Source organism: Amycolatopsis pigmentata (assembly GCF_042684065.1).
In the GTDB taxonomy this organism is placed as follows: domain Bacteria; phylum Actinomycetota; class Actinomycetes; order Mycobacteriales; family Pseudonocardiaceae; genus Amycolatopsis_E; species Amycolatopsis_E pigmentata.
In genome coordinates this window covers 724,203-746,965 of sequence record NZ_JBHUKR010000006.1, presented here as the reverse complement: position 1 = coordinate 746,965, position 22,763 = coordinate 724,203, and the positions used below count along the sequence as shown (strand labels likewise).

At 69.3% G+C, this 22,763-nt stretch carries 22 protein-coding genes; 12 read left to right on the top strand and 10 right to left on the bottom strand.

The window, feature by feature from the left end:
* Nucleotides 1-2,376 carry a Hint domain-containing homing endonuclease gene (locus tag ACFSXZ_RS11350; RefSeq protein ID WP_378264146.1) on the top strand — a complete coding sequence of 792 codons (2,376 nt, stop codon included), beginning with the start codon at nt 1-3 and terminating at the stop codon, nt 2,374-2,376.
* A gap of 122 nt (nt 2,377-2,498) precedes the next feature.
* On the opposite strand, the gene ACFSXZ_RS11345 is transcribed toward ACFSXZ_RS11350, so the two are convergent.
* The 5 genes from ACFSXZ_RS11345 to ACFSXZ_RS11325 form a co-directional block, all read right to left on the bottom strand.
* On the bottom strand, nt 2,499-2,786 hold the full coding sequence (locus ACFSXZ_RS11345) for a methyltransferase domain-containing protein (RefSeq protein WP_378264779.1): 288 nt from the start codon (nt 2,784-2,786) through the stop codon (nt 2,499-2,501).
* A gap of 328 nt (nt 2,787-3,114) precedes the next feature.
* Nucleotides 3,115-3,960: a beta-ketoacyl synthase N-terminal-like domain-containing protein gene (locus ACFSXZ_RS11340; RefSeq protein ID WP_378264144.1), complete on the bottom strand. Its 846-nt coding sequence runs from the start codon at nt 3,958-3,960 to the stop codon at nt 3,115-3,117.
* A gap of 2 nt (nt 3,961-3,962) precedes the next feature.
* Complete coding sequence (locus ACFSXZ_RS11335; protein ID WP_378264142.1) at nt 3,963-5,117, bottom strand: beta-ketoacyl-[acyl-carrier-protein] synthase family protein; 1,155 nt, start codon at nt 5,115-5,117, stop codon at nt 3,963-3,965.
* 6 nt (nt 5,118-5,123) lie between these two features.
* Complete coding sequence (locus ACFSXZ_RS11330; protein ID WP_378264140.1) at nt 5,124-6,683, bottom strand: AMP-binding protein; 1,560 nt, start codon at nt 6,681-6,683, stop codon at nt 5,124-5,126.
* A complete protein-coding gene (locus ACFSXZ_RS11325; RefSeq protein WP_378264138.1) occupies nt 6,680-6,907 on the bottom strand; it encodes an acyl carrier protein in 228 nt (75 codons plus the stop codon). The genes ACFSXZ_RS11330 and ACFSXZ_RS11325 overlap by 4 nt, the downstream gene beginning before the upstream one ends.
* 142 nt (nt 6,908-7,049) lie before the next feature.
* On the opposite strand from ACFSXZ_RS11325, the gene ACFSXZ_RS11320 reads away from it, so the two are divergent.
* The 6 genes from ACFSXZ_RS11320 to ACFSXZ_RS11295 are packed head-to-tail and all read left to right on the top strand — an operon-like array spanning nt 7,050 to nt 11,516.
* Complete coding sequence (locus tag ACFSXZ_RS11320) at nt 7,050-8,282, top strand: DegT/DnrJ/EryC1/StrS family aminotransferase (protein WP_378264136.1); 1,233 nt, start codon at nt 7,050-7,052, stop codon at nt 8,280-8,282.
* 4 nt (nt 8,283-8,286) lie between these two features.
* Complete coding sequence (locus ACFSXZ_RS11315; RefSeq protein ID WP_378264134.1) at nt 8,287-9,450, top strand: NAD(P)/FAD-dependent oxidoreductase; 1,164 nt, start codon at nt 8,287-8,289, stop codon at nt 9,448-9,450.
* Nucleotides 9,447-10,184, top strand: coding sequence for a MaoC/PaaZ C-terminal domain-containing protein (locus tag ACFSXZ_RS11310; protein WP_378264132.1), 738 nt, complete (start codon nt 9,447-9,449; stop codon nt 10,182-10,184). Before ACFSXZ_RS11315 ends, ACFSXZ_RS11310 begins: the two co-directional genes overlap by 4 nt.
* A 23-nt stretch (nt 10,185-10,207) precedes the next feature.
* Entirely contained in the window at nt 10,208-10,609 is a 402-nt protein-coding gene (locus tag ACFSXZ_RS11305) for a VOC family protein (RefSeq protein WP_378264130.1), read from the top strand.
* Nucleotides 10,606-11,208 carry a TetR/AcrR family transcriptional regulator gene (locus ACFSXZ_RS11300; protein ID WP_378264128.1) on the top strand — a complete coding sequence of 201 codons (603 nt, stop codon included), beginning with the start codon at nt 10,606-10,608 and terminating at the stop codon, nt 11,206-11,208. The genes ACFSXZ_RS11305 and ACFSXZ_RS11300 overlap by 4 nt, the downstream gene beginning before the upstream one ends.
* Nucleotides 11,205-11,516 (top strand): hypothetical protein, encoded by a 312-nt coding sequence (locus tag ACFSXZ_RS11295; protein ID WP_378264126.1) that lies wholly within the window; start codon nt 11,205-11,207, stop codon nt 11,514-11,516. The genes ACFSXZ_RS11300 and ACFSXZ_RS11295 overlap by 4 nt, the downstream gene beginning before the upstream one ends.
* Here ACFSXZ_RS11295 and ACFSXZ_RS11290 read toward each other — a convergent pair.
* Entirely contained in the window at nt 11,462-11,869 is a 408-nt protein-coding gene (locus ACFSXZ_RS11290; protein ID WP_378264124.1) for a response regulator transcription factor, read from the bottom strand. The two genes, ACFSXZ_RS11295 and ACFSXZ_RS11290, sit on opposite strands and share 55 nt — an antisense overlap.
* A gap of 175 nt (nt 11,870-12,044) precedes the next feature.
* Here ACFSXZ_RS11290 and ACFSXZ_RS11285 point away from each other — a divergent pair, with 175 nt between their 5' ends.
* From ACFSXZ_RS11285 to ACFSXZ_RS11275, 3 genes are read left to right on the top strand one after another with little or no spacing between them, the layout of a single operon-like run.
* Nucleotides 12,045-12,815: an SDR family oxidoreductase gene (locus ACFSXZ_RS11285; protein WP_378264122.1), complete on the top strand. Its 771-nt coding sequence runs from the start codon at nt 12,045-12,047 to the stop codon at nt 12,813-12,815.
* Nucleotides 12,812-13,522, top strand: a complete 711-nt coding sequence (locus ACFSXZ_RS11280; RefSeq protein WP_378264120.1) for an SDR family NAD(P)-dependent oxidoreductase — start codon at nt 12,812-12,814, stop codon at nt 13,520-13,522. The genes ACFSXZ_RS11285 and ACFSXZ_RS11280 overlap by 4 nt, the downstream gene beginning before the upstream one ends.
* 13 nt (nt 13,523-13,535) lie before the next feature.
* Nucleotides 13,536-14,384, top strand: coding sequence for an ACP S-malonyltransferase (locus ACFSXZ_RS11275; RefSeq protein WP_378264118.1), 849 nt, complete (start codon nt 13,536-13,538; stop codon nt 14,382-14,384).
* 49 nt (nt 14,385-14,433) lie between these two features.
* Here the strand turns inward: ACFSXZ_RS11275 and metK are convergent, their stop codons facing one another.
* Nucleotides 14,434-15,603 (bottom strand): methionine adenosyltransferase, encoded by a 1,170-nt coding sequence (gene metK / locus ACFSXZ_RS11270; RefSeq protein WP_378264116.1) that lies wholly within the window; start codon nt 15,601-15,603, stop codon nt 14,434-14,436.
* Nucleotides 15,604-15,718: 115 nt separating this feature from the next.
* Here metK and ACFSXZ_RS11265 point away from each other — a divergent pair, with 115 nt between their 5' ends.
* On the top strand, nt 15,719-16,012 hold the full coding sequence (locus ACFSXZ_RS11265) for an LLM class flavin-dependent oxidoreductase (RefSeq protein ID WP_378264114.1): 294 nt from the start codon (nt 15,719-15,721) through the stop codon (nt 16,010-16,012).
* Between the two features lie 51 nt (nt 16,013-16,063).
* Here ACFSXZ_RS11265 and ACFSXZ_RS11260 read toward each other — a convergent pair whose 3' ends face one another.
* Nucleotides 16,064-16,717: a TetR/AcrR family transcriptional regulator gene (locus ACFSXZ_RS11260; protein ID WP_378264112.1), complete on the bottom strand. Its 654-nt coding sequence runs from the start codon at nt 16,715-16,717 to the stop codon at nt 16,064-16,066.
* Between the two features lie 64 nt (nt 16,718-16,781).
* On the opposite strand from ACFSXZ_RS11260, the gene ACFSXZ_RS11255 reads away from it, so the two are divergent.
* Nucleotides 16,782-18,107 carry a flavin-containing monooxygenase gene (locus tag ACFSXZ_RS11255; protein ID WP_378264110.1) on the top strand — a complete coding sequence of 442 codons (1,326 nt, stop codon included), beginning with the start codon at nt 16,782-16,784 and terminating at the stop codon, nt 18,105-18,107.
* An 18-nt stretch (nt 18,108-18,125) separates the two neighbouring features.
* Here the strand turns inward: ACFSXZ_RS11255 and ACFSXZ_RS11250 are convergent, their stop codons facing one another.
* The gene (locus ACFSXZ_RS11250) at nt 18,126-19,340 is read right to left on the bottom strand and encodes a cytochrome P450 (RefSeq protein ID WP_378264108.1); all 1,215 of its coding nucleotides are present in this window, start codon (nt 19,338-19,340) and stop codon (nt 18,126-18,128) included.
* A gap of 329 nt (nt 19,341-19,669) precedes the next feature.
* Nucleotides 19,670-22,756 (bottom strand): BTAD domain-containing putative transcriptional regulator, encoded by a 3,087-nt coding sequence (locus ACFSXZ_RS11245; RefSeq protein WP_378264106.1) that lies wholly within the window; start codon nt 22,754-22,756, stop codon nt 19,670-19,672.
* Nucleotides 22,757-22,763 lie beyond the last annotated feature (7 nt).

Sequence of the window (22,763 nt, the reverse complement as noted above, 5' to 3'; positions counted from 1 at the left end):
ATGACCGCATATCAGCAATATCAGCAGCAGTTCGTCCAAGATGTGCTCGACGCTCCGGCACAAACCGGCCGTGCCGGTATGCTCCCGTACCTCCAGGCGTTGCTCGACGCACTGCCGTACTACGGGGATCCGGATCTCGAGTCCATCCACCGTGGCGTTCTGAGCACCGTGCTCCAGGTCAACATGGCCAACAACGCGATCTCGGCACAGCCGGACGACAACGGCTTCGGCTACTTCTCCTCGTACTCTTATCACGGACCGTTTTCCGGTTACGCCGACGCGTTCTTTCACAACCGTGCCCACACGGCCGCGTCGGACGCCGTGGCGGCCGGGGTGCAGGCGCAGAACGCGCAACTCAACGCAGGCTGGTGGCAGGGCTACGTCCTGACCCTGCTCACCGACGCTGCGCGACAGGCGGCTTCGCTGTCCCTGGACACGGCCAAGCTCACGACAGACCTGGCGAACCGGAATGCCGCGTTCCTGCCCGCTCTCACCGCGAGCTATCTCGCCACGTTGCAGAATGCCTACGACCCGACAGCGTCCGCTCTGCGTGCCCTCACCTCGGCCGGCCAACTCGACCAGGCCCGTACCGAACTCACCGATTCGCTGACCGCGGGCCAGTTCACCGCGAACATCAATGCCGCCATCTCGATGGGAGGTGACAGCACGAACGCCGCCGTCTGGTTTCTCTACAATCTATGGGTCACTTTGAAAACGCTGGGATGTGCCAATGTGGACGCGCAGATCCAGGCATTGCAGAGCGCGGGACTCACCGTACCGGGCCAGGTAGGGCCGAATGCCTGGTGGAATGGCGGATACACCACGTGGTACGTCCCGCTCGCCGGACCGGACGTGGCCGGAGCGACGGCGGGCGTGCTCACCGCGGGAATGCCTGAATCAGAGATAACGACGTACGCCTCCGATCCGCCGCCGCCCCCGGTCTACCGGGATTTCTCGGCGACGAACGGCTACTCCCAGAGCCTCTGCTTGTGGGGACCGCTCAACGTGTACCTGCCGCCGGACACCAGCTGTCTCGGCGCGGGCACCGGCGTTCTGATGGCCGACGGATCGGTGAAGGCCATCGAGGACATCGAGATCGGCGACAAAGTGATGTCCGACAATGGAACGGGAACGGTGGCGCTGGTCGAAAAACCCGGCCGGCTCGGCCGTACCTTGTATTCCGTGAACGGCCTGCAAGCCTTCGCCACGTCGGGCCATCCCTTTCGTGCGGCCGACGGTCCGGGGCCGCGACGCAGGGCAGTCGACCCGTGGAACCTGATCGACGCGGTGCCGACGATGGTCGCCGACGGTGTGGGAGCACTCGTCACCGGGGTGGAGCTCGAAGCCATCGGCCCCGAAGGCGGTGAGACGATTGTCGTCCGGGAAGTCACCCCCCACCCTCCAGACGGGCTACCCGAAGGTCAAGCGGTCTACGACCTCGTGGTCGACAACGGCGCACGCGGGCACGCGGTCTACTACGTGGGCGGGCCGCAGACCTTTCTCGCCGTAGACTCTGAGACGGCCGACCCCCTCTACGACTCCGCCTCCACCGTCGCCGTCGTCGCCGCGATGGATGCCGCGCTGGAGAGCGCGCGACAGCATGTGAAAGACCCTGGAACGGCGCTGCCGGGGATCTTGGCTCGTCTCGACCCGATCGGTCTGCGCAAGGCAGGCGGCGCGGCTCGGGCCGCCCCGAATCTCGGGGTGCCGCGCCCCGAGTTACCCGGTCCCGCGTACTACCTGCGGGACGGTGCATGGGACCCCCACGCGTCGGCACTCGAGATCCACCTCGTACGGCACTACGGCCGCATGTTCCGGCGGCAGTGCGCAACCGGTTGGCGCGCGGGCACCGGCCGTCCCTCACCCAACGACCGATTCACCGTGTGCGTACAGGATGTCGAGCTCCTCGGAGACGTCCCCATCGATCCGGACGCGGACTTCGAACTCGAACTCGGTGTCCGGGGATGGACCTACACCGAGGATCTGGTGCGGCGGCTGACGATTCCTACCAACGGAAAAAACTCCCGATGGCACCTCACGCCGGACGCGGTCGTGGACTTCGGCCGCATTCACCAGCGGGTCGAACCCGCCGCGTTGGTAGGGTCGCTTCACCTGGGCGGGACCCTGCTCGCGCAATTCCGGACATCCATCACCGAAGAGACGCTCTCGGCGGTCAGCGTTGAGCATTTCCTTTTCGACGTCAACGGGAAGGTCGTCGGTCGCATCGCGATCGATCAGCGACGGGTCCGATCGGCAGACTTCGTGCTGGAGCGAACGCGTGCCAAGAACTGGACCACGCGCGACGCGTGGTCCGTGGCGATCGGCACCGGACGGCAACTCGGCAAACGCCTCGCCGCACTGGTGGAGACCGTCTGAGCAACGGCACATCAACCCGAACCGGAGTGCTGAGAAGATCAGGAGGACCGCGGACCGTGTGTTACGGCAGGCCGGCCACGATGATCATCCGTCGGTGATCGGCCGTCAGCGGCTGTCCGTCCTCACCGTGTCCGGCCACCGCGGTGAATCCCGCAGCGAGCAGCCAGTCGCGTAACTCGGGGAAGCCGAACAACCGCTTGACGAAGTACGTCCGGCGAGCTTGTCCGTTGCGGAGGATCGTTCGCTCTGCCTCGAGCCGGAGGGTCGACGCTGACGTCGACGGCAGCCGCGTCAGCGCGGGCCCGGTCCAGGAAGATCTCAGAGGAGTCAAGGCCCGTGACCCGGCAGCCGCGCGCGGCCAGGCGGTTGGCCAGATCTCCGTGTCCACAGGCGAGGTCGAGCACCCTCATGCTCGGTCGCAGATCCAGCAACTCCCACGTCAACTCCGCAGCGGCCTCGCCCGGAAACGCGGCGCTAACCAATCCTTGCCCGGCGCACCCGGTCACGCCACCGGGAGCGAAGAAACGCAAGTAGTCCTCGTCGTACATCGCCGTTGCGTCGAACAGGTCGCTCATGTCGCGGAGACCAGAAATGATCGCGGTCAGGGGCAACAGCATAACCGGCTGCGGTCCATGACCGCTGTATCCGATACGCGACCAGACCGTCAAGATGTCGCGAAACTCGGCTTCGGCAGCGTCGTGCTCACCTTGGTGACGCGCCCTGAGCAGCGGGCTTTCGTCAGCCAGAGCGCGACACGACAAGGGCCGCGGCGGTGCCGTCGTCTCCGGTCGTCACGACGATCGCGTGGGCGGCGGCATCGTCGCCGAGCGCCTTCACCGCGCCCGCCACGTCGGCTGGGAATCCTGCTCCGGACCGGTCATCCCGCGCGGGCATGACCGGCACGGCGCCGAGTTCGTCGCGGGCGGCGCGCGCTTCCGGTTCGCCCGCGACGACGAACGCGATGTCCCCGGCGCGCAGCCCCGCGGCCGCCAGCGACCGGCTGAGCGCACCGCCGACCTGCTCCGGCGAGCCGGGGGCGCCCGAGGCCACGCCGCTGGACGACACCCGCGCGAGCGCGGGCACGCCCCGGCGCGCGCAGGCCTCCCCGGTTTCCAGCACGAGAATGGCGGCGCCGTCCCCGTGCTCGGCGGCGTCGGCGCCACCGGCCAGTGCGGTCGCGTTACGGCCCGCGCGCACCGCGAGCCCGCCGAAATGGCATGCGAGCGCCCCGCTCACCCGGCCGCCGCCGAACGTCCGGCTCTGCGCCTTGAAGCCGTGCAGGATGCTGATCCAGCCCTGCGCGGATGCCGGGAACCAGCCGGTCGCCAGCCACGGCGTCATGGCGCCCGGGCCGCCCACCGCCAGCGACTCCACCGCCTGCGCCAGCAACCCTCCGCCGCCCCACGCGGTGCCGAGCCACACTCCGGTATCGGCGCGGTCATCGTCGGTGAGCTCCGCTTGCCGGGCAGCTCGGTCCGCGGCGGCCAGTGCCAGCTGCGCGAACCGGTCCGTCTTGCGCAGGATTCGTTTCGGTACCTCCGCCGGATCCTTGACGACACCGATGCCGGTGATGACGACGTCCACGGCTATTCCCCTCGCACCCTCCCGAGCACGGCGGCCGTGTGCACCCCGGCCAGTCCGTTGGCCAGCAGCAGTACCCGGCCGACCGGCTTCTCGCGCGCACCCTCGCCCACGTAGTCGAGGTCGCATCGCGGATCCGGGACCGCGTAGTTCGCGGTCGGCGCGATGACCCCGTCGCGCAGCGAACCGGCAGCCGACAACACGGCGAGCAGGCCGGACGCGGCGAGCGCGTGCCCGTGTGCTCCCTTGCCGGACGTGACCGGGGTGGTCCGCGCTCGCTCGCCGAGGACGCTCTTGATCGCGCTGGTCTCGAAGACGTCGTTCTGGACCGTGCTGGTGCCGTGCGCGCAGATCAGGTCCAGACCATCCGGGCGGGCCGCCGCCTCGGCGAGCGCACGGCCGATCACCCGGGAGAGCGGGGCGCCGTCCTCGGGCAGGTCGCTCATGTGCAGCGCGTTGTTGCCACCGCACACGGCGGTGATCTCCGCGTACGGCCGCGCCTCCCGCGCCCGCGCGTGCCCGAGACGTTCCACCACCACGGCCGCGCCTGCCTCGGCGAGCACCATCCCACTGCGGCGAGCGTCGAACGGGCATGACAACGGCTGTGCCGCCAGGGCGCCGATGTTGTCGAGCATGCCGACGCTGACCCGGTTGAACGGCGACTCGGCGGCGACCACCAGCACGGCGTCGAGATCGTCGCCCCGCAGCCAGTCCACGGCGACGCTCACGGCATCCAGTCCGGCCGAACATCCGGTCGAGACCGTGACCGCGCCGCCACCCGCGCCGGAGAATTCTCGCAGCAGGCCTGTGGTGTGCCCGGCGAACAGTGCCGCCCCCCATTCTCGTGATTCGATCAGGCCCATCCCGGCGTTGACGGACGTGAACACCACGCCCAGCCGGCCGGCCGCGATGCCATCGAGGTGTGCGTCGGCGGCGCACTGCCGGGCGGCCTCCAGCGCGAGCGCGGACACCCTGGTCCCGTCCGCCACATCGAAACCGGGCACGCGGCAGGACACAGTGGTCCGGAAACCGTTGCGCACCAGCCAGGGATCCACCTCCACCGCGGAAGTCCCGTCCACGAGCTGCTTCCAGAACGACGAGAAGTCGTTCCCCAGCGGCGAAACCACGCCGACACCGGTGACCACGACGCGTGTGACCATCGCCGCTCACCCCTCGACCATGGAGCGTAGGCGCCGCCGGTCGATCTTGCCGATGCCGATCTTCGGGATCTCGACCGGATAGCGGATCTCCTCCGGCAGCTTGAACCCGGCGAACCCCAGCTCCCGCAGGTACCGCCGGATCTCCGGCAGTGGCGGCTTGCTCCATTCCGGACAGACGACGAACACGGCGACCACCTCGCCGTACGCCGGATCGGGTTTGCCCACCACCGCCACGTCGTCGATGCCGGGCCGGTCGCGCAGCGCGTCCTCCAGCTCCTCGGGGGAGACCTTCTCGCCGCCGCGATTGATGACGTCGCCTACCCGGCCGGTGATCGTCACCGCGCCACTGTCGTCGATCGTGGCGAGATCCCCGGTGCGATAGAACCCGTCCGGGGTGAACGCTTTCGCGTCGGCTTCCGGATCGTCGAAGTACCCAGCGACGGTGTACGGGCCGCGGGTCAGCAGCTCCCCGTCACGGTCTACGAGCACCTCGTCACCGGGGGACGCGGGGCGCCCCTGGGTGCGGTGGCGAGTTTCCACGCTGTCGTCCGGGCTGGTGAAGCACAGCAATCCCTCGCTCATCCCGTAGACCTGCTGCACGAACGCGCCCGACGCCGACTCCAGCCGTCGCACGAGCGCCACGTCCGGCCGCGCGCCGCCGATCTGCACGAGACGCAACGCGGGTGCGCCGAATTCAGCTGAGCGCGCCAGCCACTGCTGGGCGACGGCGGGAACGACGGTTGTGTGCGTGACTCCCTCGGTCGTCAGCAGGTCCAGGGACCGCGAAGGATTGCGGTGGTCTCCCAGCACGACGGTTCCGCCGCTGTGCAACGTGCCCAGCACTCCGGGACAGTCCAAAGTGAACCCATGCGTGGCCGGCAGCGCGGCGAGGTAGGTGGTGTCCTCGTCGAACCCGGAGAGTTCGCGGGCGCGCCGGATCATGTACCCGAAGGGCGCGTGTTCCCTCGGGATCAGTTTCGGCGGCCCGGTCGTGCCGCTGGACAGCAGCATCACCGCGATCGAGCCGAGTTCCTCCTCGGAGGGACGCTCGGTGCCGGTCCGCACCTGACGGAACCGGACACCGTCCCTGGTGACGGCACATTCGTATCCGGCCACCGGCCCCAGGTACCGGCTTCCGTCGCGGGCACGCCGGTGCGCGGGTGGTTCCAGCAGGGCGGCGGCGTTCGCCACCTCGAGCACGTGGGAAACCTCGCGATTTCCGAGCGTGGGCATGATCGGGATCGGTACACACCGGGAGTGCATCGCCGCGAGCAATGCCACGATCAGTTCGGGACGGTTGTCCATCCGGATGCCGACGCGACGGCCCGCGGTGAGCCCGGCCGCCGCGAACCCCGCCGCGAGCGAGGTCACCATTTCCTGCAGCTCGCGGTAGGTGATGCGCCGGTCCTCCCACACCACCGCAACGTGGCCGGGGAACTTCGACGCGGCTCGCCGCACCGTCTCCTCGACAGGTCGCATCGAGTACCAACCGTTTTCCCGGTACAGCCGGGCGCGTGAATCCTCGATCGCCCGGTAATGCCCGCGTACTGTGGGAATGCCGGTCATGATCGCGCGGCGGCGTCGACGAGATCACCCAGTTCGGCCACCGTGAAGTCGGCCTGCCGGGTCAGATCCACCTCCACGCCGAGCCGTTCCTTGATCTCCAGCCGCAATTCGACGATCTCGGTGGAGTCGAGGCCGAGCGCCTCGCGGATCGGCACCGCCGGCTCGATCTCGCCCCGGTCCACACCGAGGTCGACGAGGATGTCGACGATTCCGTCGTGCAACATCGGAACTCCCGTGATTCCCGCCGGACATTTCCCTCCCGAAGCTAACCCGGTCCCGCATCGCCGTGAAGGGAACGAACGTACTAGTCCCCCACGCCCAAAGGACCTATTTCCCGCCGATCGCCGGGTGAAGCAGGATCGGGCCATGGAATCTCGCTATGTCGTCCCGTATCCGCGCATCGGCTCGGTGTTCGGCGCGGCCGAACGGGACGTCATCACGACACTGCTCGACAACGCGCCCACCCTCACCCAGGGCGAGTGGCGCGAGAAGTTCGAACAACGGTTCCGTCACTACGCCGGAACGAAATACGCGGTGACCGTGACCAGCGGGACAGTCGCGCTCGCGCTCGCCATCCACCTGCTCGACCTGCGTCCCGGCGACGAGGTGATCGCGACTCCCCAGACCTACCAGGCGACCGTGCAGCCGCTGCTGGACCGCGACGTGCGCGTGCGCTTCTGTGACGTGGACCCGGTGACGCTCAACGCGGACCCCGCCGACGTGGCCCGGCGGATCACCGCCCGCACCCGCGCGATCATCCTGGTGCACTACGGCGGGCTTCCCGCCGCGATGGACGAAGTTCGGGCGCTGGCCGAGGAAAACGACATCCTCGTGCTGGAGGACTGCGCGCACGCCCTCGGCGCGAGCCGGCACGGACGGCGGCCGGGCGGCCTCGGCGATCTCGGCTGCTTCAGCTTCCACTCCGCCAAGAACATCACGACCCTCGGCGAGGGCGGCATGATCACCTTCGACCGCGACGACTGGTGGCACCGCCTGGATCGCCTGCGCTCCAACGAAGTCGACGGCGATTTCACCGAACGCGCGCGCGACGGCGCGGAGCCCGGCGCGTTGCGCTGGATGCGAGACGTCGGCGGTGCGTACACAGTGGACTGCCGACGGGTCCGCCGGGCGGGCACCAACGCGGCCATGTCCGAGGCAGCGGCCGCGTTCGGCTATGTTCAGATGGGCAGGCTCCCGGCGCTGGCCGCACGGCGGCGGGCGATCGCGACGCAGCTGAACGAGGTGCTGGGTCAGCGGGATGACGTGGTGCCCCAACAGACCGACGAGCCCGGCCACGCCTACCACTTCTACACGTTCCACCTGACCGCACCGCAACCGGCGCGGGACGAACTCCTCGCGAGACTGGACGCGGCGGGAGTCGAGGTCCAACTGCGGTACTTCCCGCTCCACCTCCGTCCGGAATGGAGGATGCGCGGCTGCCTGCCCGGCGACTGCCCGCGCGCCGAGCACGCCTGGTTCCACACGCAGGTGAACCTGCCCTGCCACCCCGGGCTGAGCGACGCCCAGGTGGAGTACCTGCTCAGCATCGTGACCGCCGCCCTCGACGCGCGGCCGGCCGCGGTTCGGACCGGAAGGTAGGATCATGACGACCACCGCATCGTTCGACGCGATCGTGATCGGCGCGGGCGCGGTCGGCCTGAGTGCCGCCAAAACGCTGGCGCGGCGCGGAAAACGCACACTGGTGCTCGAATCCGGGCAGTTGTTCCACGAATACGGGAGTTCGAGCGGTGCCGAGCGGCACTTCCGGGTCCAGTACTCGCAGGAGGACCTGAGCCGGCTCGCACTGGAGAGCCAGGACGCCTGGCGCGGCCTGGAAAGCGAAGCCGAGCGGCGCCTGGTGTATCCGGTCGGCAGCCTGTGGTTCGGCGACACCGAGGTGGAGACCAACGAAGGGCAGATCGCGTCGGCGGCCCGGGTGATGGACAAGCTCGACATCCCCTACGAGTGGTACACCGCCTCCGAGTTGGAGACCCGGTTCGGCTTCGCGAACCTGCCCAGGCACTACGCGGGCTTCCGCCAGCCGGACGGGGCGGTGGTGGACGTCAAAGGCACCCTGCTCGCGCTGTACGAACTCGCCACGCGTGCGGGCGCCCGGGTCGAGCCCCGCTCGGCCGCCCGCTCGATCGAACGGGCGGCCGACGGGCTCGTGGTCACGGCCGAGTCCGGCCGGTTTCGCGCGCCCGCGGTCGTGGTCGCCGCTGGGGCCGGGACCGCGGATCTGCTGGCGCCACTGGGGGTCCCGGTCGACTACCGCGTGTTCGAGATGGCCGATCTCGGCTTCTCGCCCGCGGGGCCGGTGCCGGGGATGCCGTTCTGGTTCGCGTTCCAGCAACCGGAGCCCGAGGACACGAACCTGTTCTACGGGTTCGGTCCCCGGCCGTGGTCGCCCGCCGGGCACTGCCGGGTGGCGCCCGACTTCGAGATCGACGAGCTGGACCGCGCGGCGACGCCGGCGTTGTGCCCGCGGGAACGGGACGTGCGGCGGGTCCGCGAATGGGTGGCGCGGCACATGCCGATGCTCGCCCCGGAGCCGGTGCACACCTCCACGTGCCTCGCGGTGCTTCCCAGCGATCCCCGAAGGCAGCTCTATCTCGGGCCGGTGACCGCGGATCTCGGTGGTTCCCGGCTCGCGGTGTTCGCGGCGGGCTGGGGCTTCAAGTTCGTGCCCACCCTGGGCCGGGTGCTCGCCGACTGGGCCTGCACCGGCGACACGGACCTGGACGTCAAGCGCCTTTCCCTGTCGTGACTGTCGCGAGTGGACAGTTTGTCGCCGGCTTGTGGCCCGCCGCCGCGCTGTGGCGACCGCACGTCGAGGAGATCGAGCGCGCCCACGGTGGGCAGCCGGTGATCCACCTGGCCCAGTCGACCCGGTTCCGGCGCGTACCGGATCCGGAGGAGCCGCTGACGGGACACTGCGCGATCACGGACGTGCTGAGCCTGGGCCCGGACCTGGTGCACGTTCTGGAGATCACGCTGTCCGCGGGCACCCCGGTGGCGTCCTCCGAGCTGGCCCTGCTCACCCGAGGCCACGCCGATCCGTCCCGGCGTGCCTGGCGCCCGCCCCGCGCGCCTGCGGCGAGCACGCCGATCGGCACCGTCTGCCGGGACTTCACCCTGGACGGCGCCCGCCGGTACGCGGACGCGTCGGGCGATCAGAACCCGGTCCACCAGTCGAATCCCGCGGCCCAGGCGGCGGGTTTTCCCGGCGCGGTGGCACACGGCCTGCACGTACTCGCGACGGCCCTGTCCGCCGCCCACGAGCTGGGCGTGCTGCGCTACCGGGATCTGACCGAGGTGACGGCGAGATTCGCGCGGCCGGTGGTGCTGCCGGACACGGTGCGGTTCGCGGTCGCCCGTACGCCGGATCCCCGCCGGTTCCGGCTGTTCGCGGGGACGAACAGCGGCGAAATCCTCAAAGCCGCGTCGTTCGGTGTTGCGGACGGCCGTGGGCTATCGCATGATAGGGCTATCAAGCGATAGCCCACGGCACAGGAGGTGTACACGTGGCGATCAGCAAGCTGGACAACATCGGGGTCGCGGTGAAGGACGTTCGCCGCGTGGCGGAGTTCTTCCGGGACAAGGTCGGCCTTCCGGTCGAGCTCGATCCCGCGGGGGAGCCGCCGTCGGCGCAGATCACGGCCGGTTCCCAGTACCTGTACGTGTTCGAGGTCTCCTCGCGGGAGCCCGCGGCGACGCGCAAAGGAGATCTGGTGGGCAACCCGCCGGGCTTCGACCACGTCAGCTTCACCGTGGACGACGTCGACCACACCTACCGGGAACTGCGCGACCGGGGCGTGGCTTTCGAGGGCGAGCCGGTCACCGAGGAGGCGTGGGGCATCCGCATGGTGGGCTTCCGCGATCCCGAGGACAACTGCTACTACCTCGTCGCCCCGGTTTCCGCATGACCGGCGCGGCCGTCTTCGATGCCGCCCGCCCCCGGTACAGCAAGCTCATCGAGGTCGCCACGGAACTGTTCAGCAGCAACGGTTACGAAGGCACCACGATCCGCCAGATCGCGGGCGCGATGGGCGTCAAGAGCGCGAGCCTCTACTCACACGTGGGCAGCAAGGCCGACATCCTGCGGGAGATCGTGCTCGATGTGGCGCGCGAGTTCACCGAGTCGGCCATCGCCGCCAAGGCTCAGGCAAGCACCGGCGAGGAAGAGCTCCGAGCTTTGTGCCGCGCGCACATGCGGGTGATGACGGGCCGCGCCGGGGCCGTGGTGGTGTACTTCCACAACTGGCGCAAACTCAACACGGAGTACCAGCGGGAGATCGTCTCCTTGCGCCGCCGATACGAGGGCTTCTTCCGGGTGGCGCTGCGGAAGGCGATCGAGGACGGCAGTTACCGCCCGGTCGATGTCGCGCGTTCCGTGCGCGTGCTGCTCGGCGCGCTCAACTGGACCTACGAGTGGCACTCGCCGAAGCGCCGCCTCTCCGCGGAGGCGCTGGCGGACGAAATCCTCGGCGTCATCGTCGCCGGGCTGCGCAGGGAGCGTCCGTGATGAGGCACCGCGCGCAGTTCCTGCCCGACCTGGCGATGTACATCGAATGCCGGCCGAATCCCTGCCCCGGGCGACGGGCCACGCTGCTCCGGCCGGGCACCAGGGTGACCGCCCCGGTCTACTCCGGTGATGACCACACGGGCTACGCGCCGGGCACGGTGGTGTCGTGCGACGAGATCGATCGCATGGTCACCGTCGCCTACGATGAACCACGGTGCGGCGAGTCCGGTTTCCCGGTCACGGGCGTCATCGCCTACGCGATCTCGGTCTCCGGCTGGTCCCCTGTGGACAGTATGCCCCGCCGGTAGGCGAGGCTCACCGCCTCGGTGCGGTGCGTGGCCCCGAGCTTCACGAAGACCGCGTGGACGTGGGCCTTCACGGTCTGTTCCTTGATGCCCAGAACGCGGGCGATACGGCGGTTGCTCGCCCCGTTCGCGAGCAGCACGAGTACCTGCGACTGCCGTTTCGTGAACGACGCCTCCCCGTTTTCCCGTGCCGTATTGTCGCGAAATTCGCGCTTCGCGTCGTGAACGGAATCCGGCACCTCGGAATGCAGCCGCTTCAGCTTGTCGATGGCTACCTGCTGCGACTCGACGGCGTTGCGCAGACTCGAGATCACGCCTTCGATCTCCCGCCACCCGTCGAGATTCGACTCTCCCACGGACCTGTCCCCTCTTCGGCGGATAACAACACGGTAGCGTGCTCGAAACCAGGTCGTGACCGCCACAAGGGTTAACCGGGCAGCCGGTATTAATACCGCTCCTATGGTCGCATTGAAGTTCCGTCACGGCACCGCGAGACTGAGCAGGAACTCCGGCGATCGACGAGAGAGCGAAATGCGATTCGAATCCGGACCACTCGACGGCAAGGTCGCCCTGGTGACCGGCGGCGCTCGCGGATCAGGGCGCGTCATCACGGACGAGATCGCGCGGCGCGGCGCGCACGTGATCATCAATTACTGCCACGCCGAGGAAGCGGCGAAGGCCGCGGAGGCGGAATTGCTCGCCGGCGGCGCTTCGGTCGAGCTGATACGCGGCTCCGTGGCGCGGGAGAAGTCGGTGCGGGCGATGTTCGACCGAATCGCGGAAAGGCGGCCCGCGCTCGACATCCTGGTGAACAACGCCGCTTCCGGCGGTTTCGGTGGTATTCGCGAACTCACGGCCAAGGACTGGGCGCGAGCGGTGGACACCAACCTCTACGGCACGCTGCACTGCGCGCTGGCGGCCGCGGCGCTGATGCGGGGCGGTGGGGTGATCTGCAACCTCTCCTCGACCGGAGCGCGGAACATTGTCCCCGGGTACGCGGCGGTCGGGGTGACGAAGGCCGCCGTGGAGGCACTGACCCGGTATCTCGCCGAGGAACTCGCCCCGTTGGGGGTCAGGGTGAACTGTGCGTCCGCGGGCCCGCTCGACAGCGCCGTGCTCGACACGCTGGCGCCAGGAGCCAGGCACCGGATCGCCGAGCGGACCCCCGCCGCGCGCCTCGGCACCGCCGAGGACCTGGCCCGGCTCGTGGGTTTCCTGGTGTCCCCGGAGTCCGGCTGGATCCGAGGCCAGACCATTGTCGCCGACGGCGGCCTCACCCTGTCGTCCTGGCCCGCGCGATGACCGCCGCACCACCGGTCGCGCTCGTCACCGGCGCCTCGGGAACACTCGGCAACCGGGTCGCGGATCTCCTTGCCCGGCGCGGGATTCCGACCGCGTGCCACTACGCGCGCCGGAATCCGCCGACGTGCGAACCCGGCATCGCCGTGCAAGCCGATCTCGCCCGCTCCGACCAGGTCGAGGCCATGATGGACGAGGTGCGCCGGCGGCTCGGGCCAGTGGGCATCGTCGTGCACTGCGCCGCGGCCACGGCCGACCGGCTCGCCGTCGAGCAGAGTGAGCGGGAGTGGCGTGAGGTGATCGAGGTCAACCTCGTCGGCGCCTACCGCGTGCTCCGGTGTGCGCTCCCGTCGATGGCCCGCCGCAGGTTCGGCCGCGTCGTGCTCGTCTCGTCACCGTCGGCGATCCGCGGTGTGCCGGGCCAGTCGGCGTATGCCAGCGCCAAGGCCGGCCTGCTCGGGCTCATGCGCACGCTCGCCGCCGAGTACGCGCGGCGCAACATCCTCGTCAACGCGGTGACGCCGGGATTCATGGACAGCGAACTCACTACGGGTATCACCGAGCAGGCCCGCACCACGCTCCTCGCACGCACGCTGCGCGGCCGCCCGCTCGATCCGGACCGGGCGGCTGAGGCCGTGCTGTTCCTGCTCGACAACGACGCCGTCACCGGCCACAACCTGGTCGTGGACGGCGGTTTCACCCTCTACTGAAAGGGGCGAGGAGATGATCGGGCTGTGCTTTCCCGGCCAGGGCATACCGGAGACCGAACTCGCCGACGCACTGGCACGGCTCGGGGACGACCGCGTCGCTCCCCTGCTGTCGGCGCTGTGTGCCGCGACGCTCGGTGAGCTCGATCTCACCGACACGCGCGTGGTGCAGCCCGCGATACTGACGCTCAGCCTCGCGGGCGCCCGCGCTACGCCCCGTCCGGACATCGGACTGGTGCTGGGGCACAGTTTCGGCGAGATCAGCGCGCTGGCCTGTGCCGGTGCCCTGTCCGATGTGGACGCTCTCCGGATGGCGGTGACGCGCGGGGAGCTCTGCCGTCGGCAGGCCCGGCAGCGGGGTGGCGCGATGGTCGCGGTGCTGGGCCTGGTGCCGACCGAGATCGAATGGCTTCGCCGTCGCGTGCTGGGCGCCCTGCCGGGCGCCCAGCTTGAGGTCGCGGCCGTCAACGGCCCCCGCCAGATAGTGCTCTCCGGTGACCGGCCGGCCGTGCGCTCGATCGCCGAGGACGTGGTCGCGCGCGCTGCCGAAGCCCGGATCCTGCCGATCGACGGTGCGTTTCACAGCCAGCACATGGCGGGTGCGGTGCGAGAGTGGGCGAAGTTCCTGGACGCCGTGGAGATCCGGGAAGCCCGGGTCCCCTTCGTGTCATCCACCGAAGTGCGGGTGGCGACCACACCGTCGGACATCCGCCGCGCACTGGTGCGTGCGCTGGTGCTGCCCGTCCGGTTCACCGAGGCACTCGATCTCGCGGCCGCGCACGGCGTCCGCACGATGACGGACTGTGGGCCGGGCAAGGTCCTCGAGAAACTCGTTCGCAGGCACGGCGGCTTCACCGTGCGCTGACCAACCACTGTGGACATTCCCGTCGGCGCGGCTGAACCAGCCCCGGCGGTCAGGACACGCACCCGGCGAGCGCTTCGCCGCGGTCGGTGTCTTCCCAGGGCAGGGTCAGGTCCGGGCGGCCGAAGTGCCCGTAGGAAGCGGTCTGCGCGTAGATCGGGCGCAACAGGTCCAGATCCCTGATGATCGCCGCCGGCCGCAGGTCGAACACCCGCGTGATCGCCGCCTGGATCTTCGACGGATCCACCGTCTCCGTCCCGAAGGTCTCCACGAACAACCCCACCGGCGCCGCCTTGCCGATCGCATAGGCGACCTGCACCTCCACCCGCGACGCCAGCCCCGCCGCGACCACGTTCTTCGCGACCCAGCGCATCGCATACGCCGCCGAGCGGTCCACCTTCGACGGGTCCTTCCCCGAAAACGCGCCACCACCATGGCGGGCCATGCCACCGTAGGTGTCCACGATGATCTTCCGGCCCGTCAGGCCCGCACCCCCCATCGGGCCGCCGATCACGAACCGGCCCGTCGGATTCACCAACAGCCGCACATCGGCGGTGTCCAGTTCCAGCCCGGCAAGCTCCGGCGCGACCACCTGCTCGCGGACATCCACGCCCAGCATCGACTCCAGGTCGATGCCCTCGGCGTGCTGGGTCGACAGCACCACGGTGTCCAGCCGCACCGGCTGGTCCCCCGCGTACTCGATCGTCACCTGCGTCTTGCCGTCCGGCCGCAGATACGGCGCCACCCCGTCCTCGCGCACCCGCGCCAACCGCCGCGACAACCGGTGCGCCAACGCGATGGGCAACGGCATCAACTCAGGCGTGTCCGAACAGGCGTAACCGAACATCAGGCCCTGGTCGCCCGCGCCCTGCCGGTCCAGCTCATCCGCGACATCCTGCCGCCGCACACCCTGTGCGATGTCCGGGGACTGCGAACCGATCGCGACGTTCACCCCACAGGAGTTGCCGTCGAAACCCTTGGCGGAGGAGTCGTAACCGATCTCCAGGATCTTCTCCCGCACGATGGTCGGGATGTCGGCGTACGCCTCGGTGGTCACCTCACCCGCGACCTGGACCTGACCCGTCGTGATCAGGGCCTCCACCGCCACCCGCGAACGCGGATCCTTCTCCAGCAACGCGTCCAGCACCGAATCACTGATCGCGTCGCAGATCTTGTCCGGATGCCCCTCCGTCACGGACTCCGACGTGAACAACACGGCCATCGACCCACGCTGGCACGGTTCCGTGAATACATGGTGGGGCCGACACGGTTCATGAACCTCCAGTCCTGTTTCGATCTACGCCTGGCCGAAACCCCTGCAGCAGCCGCGGCCGCCCGTGCTCGTCGGCGGAGACGGCCCCACCGTGTTCGACCGGGTCCTCGCCTACGGTGACGGGTGGATGCCCGGCCACCACGAGGACCAGGGCTTCTTCCGGGAGCGGGTCGCGGAGCTGCGGGAACGCGCCGCGGCCGCCGGCCGGGGGCACATGGAGATCACGATCTTCCTCGCCCGCCTCGACTCACTCGACGACTACGCCGCCGCCGGCGTGGACCGAGTCGTGGTGATGCTCCCGACCGGGGAGGAACGGAAGTTCCTGAAGGGCGTCGCCAAGGCCAAGGACAGCCGCTGAAGGTCCGCGGCGCCCTCGCGTCCCGAGACGGGAGCGTAATACCGCCGCGGTTCAGCGACGATGTTCGGGCGGCAGCAGGGCGGTGAACCAGATGTCGCTGAGCACCTCGGCCGCCTCGTCGGCGGAGGAGTCGATGGTGCCCTGGACCGCCCAGCGGACGAAGAACCGTTCGAGTTGGCTGACCAGCAGTTCGATCCTCAGGCGCGCTTCGTGGTCGCGATCCGGGCCCCAGCGCTCCAGGTAGCGGGGCATCGCCGCGGGCAGCTCCGACACGGCCCGCCGGGCAATGGCCTGGAACTCCGGTTCGAGCGCGACCGCCTCGTCCCAGGCGGGCAGGATCTCCTGGTTGGCCTCGAACCACTCCACCGCGCGCCGCATCCAGCCGGCGAATTCCGCGCGGGAACCCGAGGCGAGTACCGGGTCGAGATCCGCGTACATCGTCACGGCGCGCCGCGCCATGGTCTCCGCGCCGATCTTCTGCAGGATCTCCGGCTTACCGGAGAAGTGAAGGTAGAAGGTGGCGCGGCTGCATCCCGCCGCGGAGACGATGTCGTCGATCTTGACCGCGGCGTACCCGCGCTCGACGAACAGCGCCTTGGCGCAGTCCAGCAGTTCGCGGCGGGTCCGCAGCTTCTGGCGTTCCCGCAGCGTCGGCCCCTCGCCCACGATGTACCTCCAGCACTCGACGACACCCAGCCTACTCACTGGACACCGTGTCATCGAAGGTGTCACAGTGGCAGCGGCACCGTAGCCAGCGCAGGAGGTAGTCGTGAGTTCGCTTCCGTCGGTCTGCATCATCGGCGCCGGTTGTTCCGGCTTCACCACGGCGAAGCGGTTGAAGGACCACGGCATCCCCTTCGACTGTTTCGAGGAATCCGACGACGTCGGCGGCAACTGGTATTTCGGCAATCCCAACGGCCGGTCGGCCTGTTACGAATCGCTGCACATCGACACCTCGACCACCCGCCTGCAGTTCGAGGACTTCCCGGCGGGCGACGACTGGCCCCATTTCCCCCATCACAGTCTGATCCACCGGTATTTCCGGGACTACGTCGATCATTTCGGGCTGCGCGAGGCGATCACGTTCGACACCGCGGTCGACCGTGCGGTGCGGCGGCCCGACGGCACCTGGGAGGTCACGCTCGACACCGGGGAATCCCGCAGCTACGACGCGCTTGTCGTGGCGAACGGTCATCACTGGAACCCGCGATGGCCCGGGTACCCGGGCACGTTCGACGGCACGATGCTGCACAGCCACGCCTACCGGAGTCCGTTCAGTCCCGTCGACATGCGGGGCAAACGCGTTGTCGTGGTGGGCATGGGCAATTCCGGCCTCGACATCGCCTCCGAGCTGTCGCACCGCTCGCTCGCCCAGCACGTCTGGGTGTCCGCGCGCCGGGGTGTCTGGGTGCTGTCGAAGTACCGCGGCGGCCGGCCCGCCGACAAGATGATGATGCCGCCGTGGATGCCGAAGAAGCTGGGGCTGGCGCTGTCCCGCCGGGCGATCAAGAAGATCCTCGGCAACATGGAGGACTACGGGCTGCCGAAACCGGACCACGAACCGCTGTCCGCGCACCCGTCGGTCAGCATCGACTTCCTCGCCAAGGCCGGCTCCGGCGATCTCACGTGCATTCCCGAGATCGCGCGCCTGGACGGAGACGCGGTGGTGTGCGTGGACGGGACCCGGGTCGAGGCCGACGTCATCGTCTGCGCGACCGGATACACCATGTCCTTCCCGTTCTTCGACGATCCGGCGCTGCTGCCGGACGAGCGACACCGGCTCCCGCTGTTCAAGCGGATCGTCAAGCCCGGCATCGACAACCTGTACTACGCGGGTCTCGCGCAGGCTTCGCCCACGATCGTCAACCTCGCCGAGCAGCAGAGCAAGCTCATCGCCCGGCACCTGACCGGTCGCTATGTGTTGCCCGATGCCGAAGAGATGAAGGCGATCATCGCCCACGACGAACGCAAGCACCTCGGCCAGTACTACGCCGCGCCGCGGCACACCATCCAGGTGGATTTCGCGCGCTACGTCAGGGATCTGCACAAGGAGATCGAGGCGGGCGCGAAAAGGGCGAAGGCGACGGTACGGTGACCGCCGCCTGCCGGCAGGTCAGGCCCAGGTGACCGGGAGTTCGTGGACGCCGTAGATGTTCATGTCGGTGCGGAGTTTCACTTCGCCGGCCGGGACGGCGAGCCGGAGGGCCGGGAAGCGGCGCAGCAGACCCTCGAAACCGGCTCGCATCTCGATGCGGGCCAGTTGCTGGCCGAGGCACTGGTGGACGCCGTGGCCGAACGCCACCTGACCGCGGACCTTGCGGTGCACGTCCAGGACATCGGGGTGGTCGAACCGCCGCGGGTCGCGGTTGGCGGCCAGCAGCGAGACGACGACCGTCGAACCCGCGGGGATGGTTTCACCGCTTAGTTCGATGTCTTCGGTGGCGTAGCGGTAGAAGATGTCGGCTACGGACAGGAAACGCAGGAGCTCCTCGACGGCGTCGGGCAGCAGGGACGAGTCAGAGCGCAGCTCGGCCAGCTGGGCAGGGTGCTCCAACAAGGCGAAAGTGCCCAGCGCCAACATGTTCGCGGTGGTCTCGTGGCCCGCCAGCAACAGCAGGAAGGCCATGCCGGTCAGTTCTTCGACGGTGAGGTCCTCGTCGCGGGCCAGGTCCGACAGGATGTCCTCGCCAGGCTCGGCGCGCTTGTTCGCGCACAGCTGCCCGAGGTAGCCCATCATCGCGCCGAACGCGGCCATCTTGTCCTCCAGCGTCACATCCCTTTCCATGAACTTCGAGGAGTTCGCCTGGAAGGTCTCGCGGTCGGAGTAGGGGACGCCGAGCAGTTCGCAGATCACCAGCGACGGCACCGGAAGCGCGAACTCCCGCACCAGGTCGACCGGCGGGGTGAGGGCCGCCACCAAGTCCAGCTGCCGCTCGGTGATCGCGATGATGCCCTCTTCGAGCTGCTTCATCCGCTTGACCGTGAACGCGCCGGTCAGCTTTCGCCGCAAGCGAGTGTGGTCCGGCGGGTCCATGCTGATGAACAGGCCCGGCACCTGCGGGGACGGTTCGGTGGCGGCCGGCATGCCGGGCGTTTCGAACGGCACGTGGATGATGCCGATGTCCTGACGGTTGCTGAACCTGGTGTCGGACATGACCTCGCGCACGGCGTCGTAGCCGGTGATCAGCCAGCCTTCGTGGCCGTCCGGGAAGATCATCGGGCTGACGGGGCGGATCTCACGCAGGCGGGTGATCTGGCTGGGCGGGTTGAACGGACCCGCGTCGCGGTCCATCGGCAGGCCCTGCGGGACGGAGATCGTCTGGCTCATCGGATTTCCTTTCTTGTGCCTCACACGCCGGCGGGCTTGAACCGCGCTCAGTGCCTCTGATCGCGTCAAGCCCGGTGCAGGTCGCGCCTTTCTTGTGCCTCACACGCCGGCGGGCTTGAACCGCGCTCAGCGCCTCTGATCGCGTCAAGCCCGGTGCAGGTCGCGCCTTTCTTGTGCCTCACACGCCGGCGGGCTTGAACCGCGCTCAGTGCCTCTGATCGCGTCAAGCGCGGTGCAGGTCGCGCGTTTCGTGGTGGTGTCTTGGCACCACGGTCGCCGACAGGCCGGACACCGCGCTGTCACGACGCTGACACGGCCGGAGAACCGTGTCAGGGCGCGAGTACCACCGCGACCAACTCGGTCCAGCCGGTCTCCGCGCCTTCCCGGGCCGCCATGTCGAACGCCGCGTCGCCGAGCCGGCTTCGGGCCGCCTGCCCGATCCGGGCCACGTCCGGGTTGGACCGGTCCGCCAGGCCGAGCACGCCGGCGCTCGCCGCCAGCAGCCGTGCGGCGTGCTCGTACTGTTCGCGACGCAAGGCCAGATCCGCGACGCCGACGATCATCCGCGCGATCAAGGGTGCGTATCCCGTCTCGGCGGCTGCTTCACAGGCCGCCGCCCGGTGCGCACGCGCTTCGCCCAGATCGTCGGCGAAGTAACCGTGCAGATCGTGGGCCGCCGCACGGATGTGTGGTTGCGGCGCTTCCTCGCCCAGCAACTGCATCGCGACGCCGAGTTGGCCGAACGCGTCCGAGGCGTCGCCGTTCCACCGCGCGAGTTCCGCTTTCGCCAGTGCCAGCGTGGCCAACGTGCCCGGCCAGGTAACCCCTTCGGCGTGGCGTTCCGCCTCGGCCACCGCGGCCGCGCCGGCGTCCTTGTCGCCCATGAGCCAGTACAACCGTGCCTGTCGTACGCGTATCTGGACGACATCGTCGACCGCACCGAGTTCGGCGACGGCCGCGATCGCCTGTTCGAAGTGTTGGCATGCCTCGGCGAAGTCGCCGCGCAGGGCGATGTGATCGGCCAGTTCGGTCTGTGCGAAGGAGATGCCGAACCGCTCGCCGAGTGCCCGGAACTCGGCGAGTGCCTCCTCGAAGTACGCCTGGACGTCCTCGCCCTGGCCAAGCATCATTCGCATCTTGCCGATGTGCAGCCGGGACAGCGCCCGCACCCACGGATCCTCGTCGTCCAGCAACGACTCCCACGCCGGCAGCGCGGCATCCGGCTCGCACAGCAATCGTTCCAGCGGGATGGCCAGCCTCAGCCCGGGGTGGTCGTGCCGACTGTGCCGGCCGAACTCGTAGGCCTTGTGGATCCACTGCGCGGCCTCGGGCGTATCACCCGGCCCGGAGGTCACGAACATCGAGGTGAGGGCGTAGACCACCGCCCGGACCCCGTCGGGAACCTCGCCCGGTGTGTCGATGGCCGCGGTGATCAGTTCCATGCCCTCGGACTTGCGGCCGGTGAGCCACCAGTACCAGGCGGCGGCCGCGGCGAGCCGCATCGCCGCGTGTGCCTCACCGGCGGCGAGCGCACCGCGCATCGCCGACGTGATGTTGTCGTGCTCCGCCTTGAGCGTGGCGAGCCATTCCCGTTGCCCGGCACGGCGAAGACGCGGTTCCGCCGTCTCGGCCAGCTCGGTGAAGTACGCCAGATGGGCCTGCCGCGCCGGCTCCGACTCCCCCGCCTCCGCGAGCCGCTGGGCGCTGTACTCCTTGATGGTGCCGAGCATCCGGTACCGCGGTGCGCCATCACCGGACGCGACCAGCAGTGATTTCTCGGTCAGCGCCGTGAGCAACTCGAGAACCTCGTTCTCCTCAACGAGATCTCCCGCGCACACCCGCTCGGCCGCGTCCAGGCTCGCCCCGCCGGCGAAGACCGACAGCCTGCGCAGCACCACCCGTTCGGCGTCGGTCAGCAGCTCCCAGCTCCAGTCGACCACCGCACGCAACGTCCGGTGGCGGGGCAGCGCAGTACGGCTGCCACCGGTCAGCAACCGGAACCTGTCGTCCAACCGGTCGGCGAGCTGGCCGATGGACATGGTGCGCAACCTCGCCGCGGCCAGCTCGATCGCGAGCGGCATCCCGTCCAGCGCCTTGCAGACCCGCGCCAGTGTCGAGGCATCGACGCCCAAGTCCTTGCGCACCGCGACCGCGCGGTCGGTCAGCAGCTGGACCGCGTCCGCCAGGCCAAGCGGTTCGACCGGCCACAGCGCCTCGCCGGTGATGCCGAGCGGTTCCCGGCTCGTCGCGAGAATCCGCAGCCTCGGGCACTCCCCGAGCAGCCGATGGGCGAGCGCGGCGGCGGCCTCGATCACGTGCTCGCAGTTGTCCAGGACCAGCAGCGTCTCCCGGTCGCGGAGCGCGGCGACGAGCCGGTCCACCGGCTCCGCGCTCGACGCATCGCCGAGGAGTGCGTCTCGCAGCCCCAGTCCGGAAAACGCCGCCTGCGCCACGTCGCCGTCGGCGCCGATGGCCGCGAGCTCCACGAGCCAGGCCCCGTCCGGCAGATCAGCGAACGTGCGGGCGGTTTCCGTTGCCAGCCTTGTTTTTCCGGAACCGCCGGGACCGGTCAGGGTGGTCAGCCGGTGGCCGGTCACGAGTTCGCGGACGGTGGCGATATCGGCGTCCTTGCCGACGTAGCTGGTCAGTTCGGCGCGCAGGTTGGTCTTGCGGTTCGCCTCGCGACGCCCCATCTCGCCCCGCAGCAACGCGACGTGCAACGCGGACAGCTCGGGTGACGGGTCTGCGCCGAGCTCTCCGGCGAGGACCTCTCTCACGCGCTGATATGCCCGCAGCGCCTCGCTGTCGCGGCCGGCGGCCACCAGCGCGCGCATCAGCGCGGCAACCAGCTTCTCCCGCACCGGATGCGCGGCCACCAGGTCGGTCAGTTCCGTGATCAGCTCCGCGCCGTGGCCAAGGCCGATCTCGGCCTCGAACCGCTCTTCCATTGCCGCGAGGCGCAACGCGTCGAGCCGAGTGACCGCGGCGTCGAACGCCTCGCTCTCCTGCAGACCGACGTCCTGCATCGCCGGGCCACGCCACAACTCCAGAGCCTCGCGCAGCCGCCGCACCCGCAACAGACCCTGGTCGCCGCGTGCTTGGACGACGAGCCGTTCGAACCGCACCGCGTCGACCGCGTCAGCTTCGATCATCAGGCGATAGCCGTCCGTCAAGCCCTCCACGACCGCACGCGGAAGTGCCTTGCGCAACCGGGAAACCAAGCGCTGCAAGGCGTTCACCGCATCGGCGGGAGGGCGCTCACCCCAGATCCAGTCGACGAGCGTCGCCTTCGGAATCACCTGGCCCGGTCGGAGAGCGAGGGCGGCCAGCAGCCCGCGCAGCCGCGCGCCCGGTACCTCGGCGACGGTGCCGTCGTCCGCGCGAACCTCGAACGGCCCAAGGATCCTGATATGCACCTGGTCG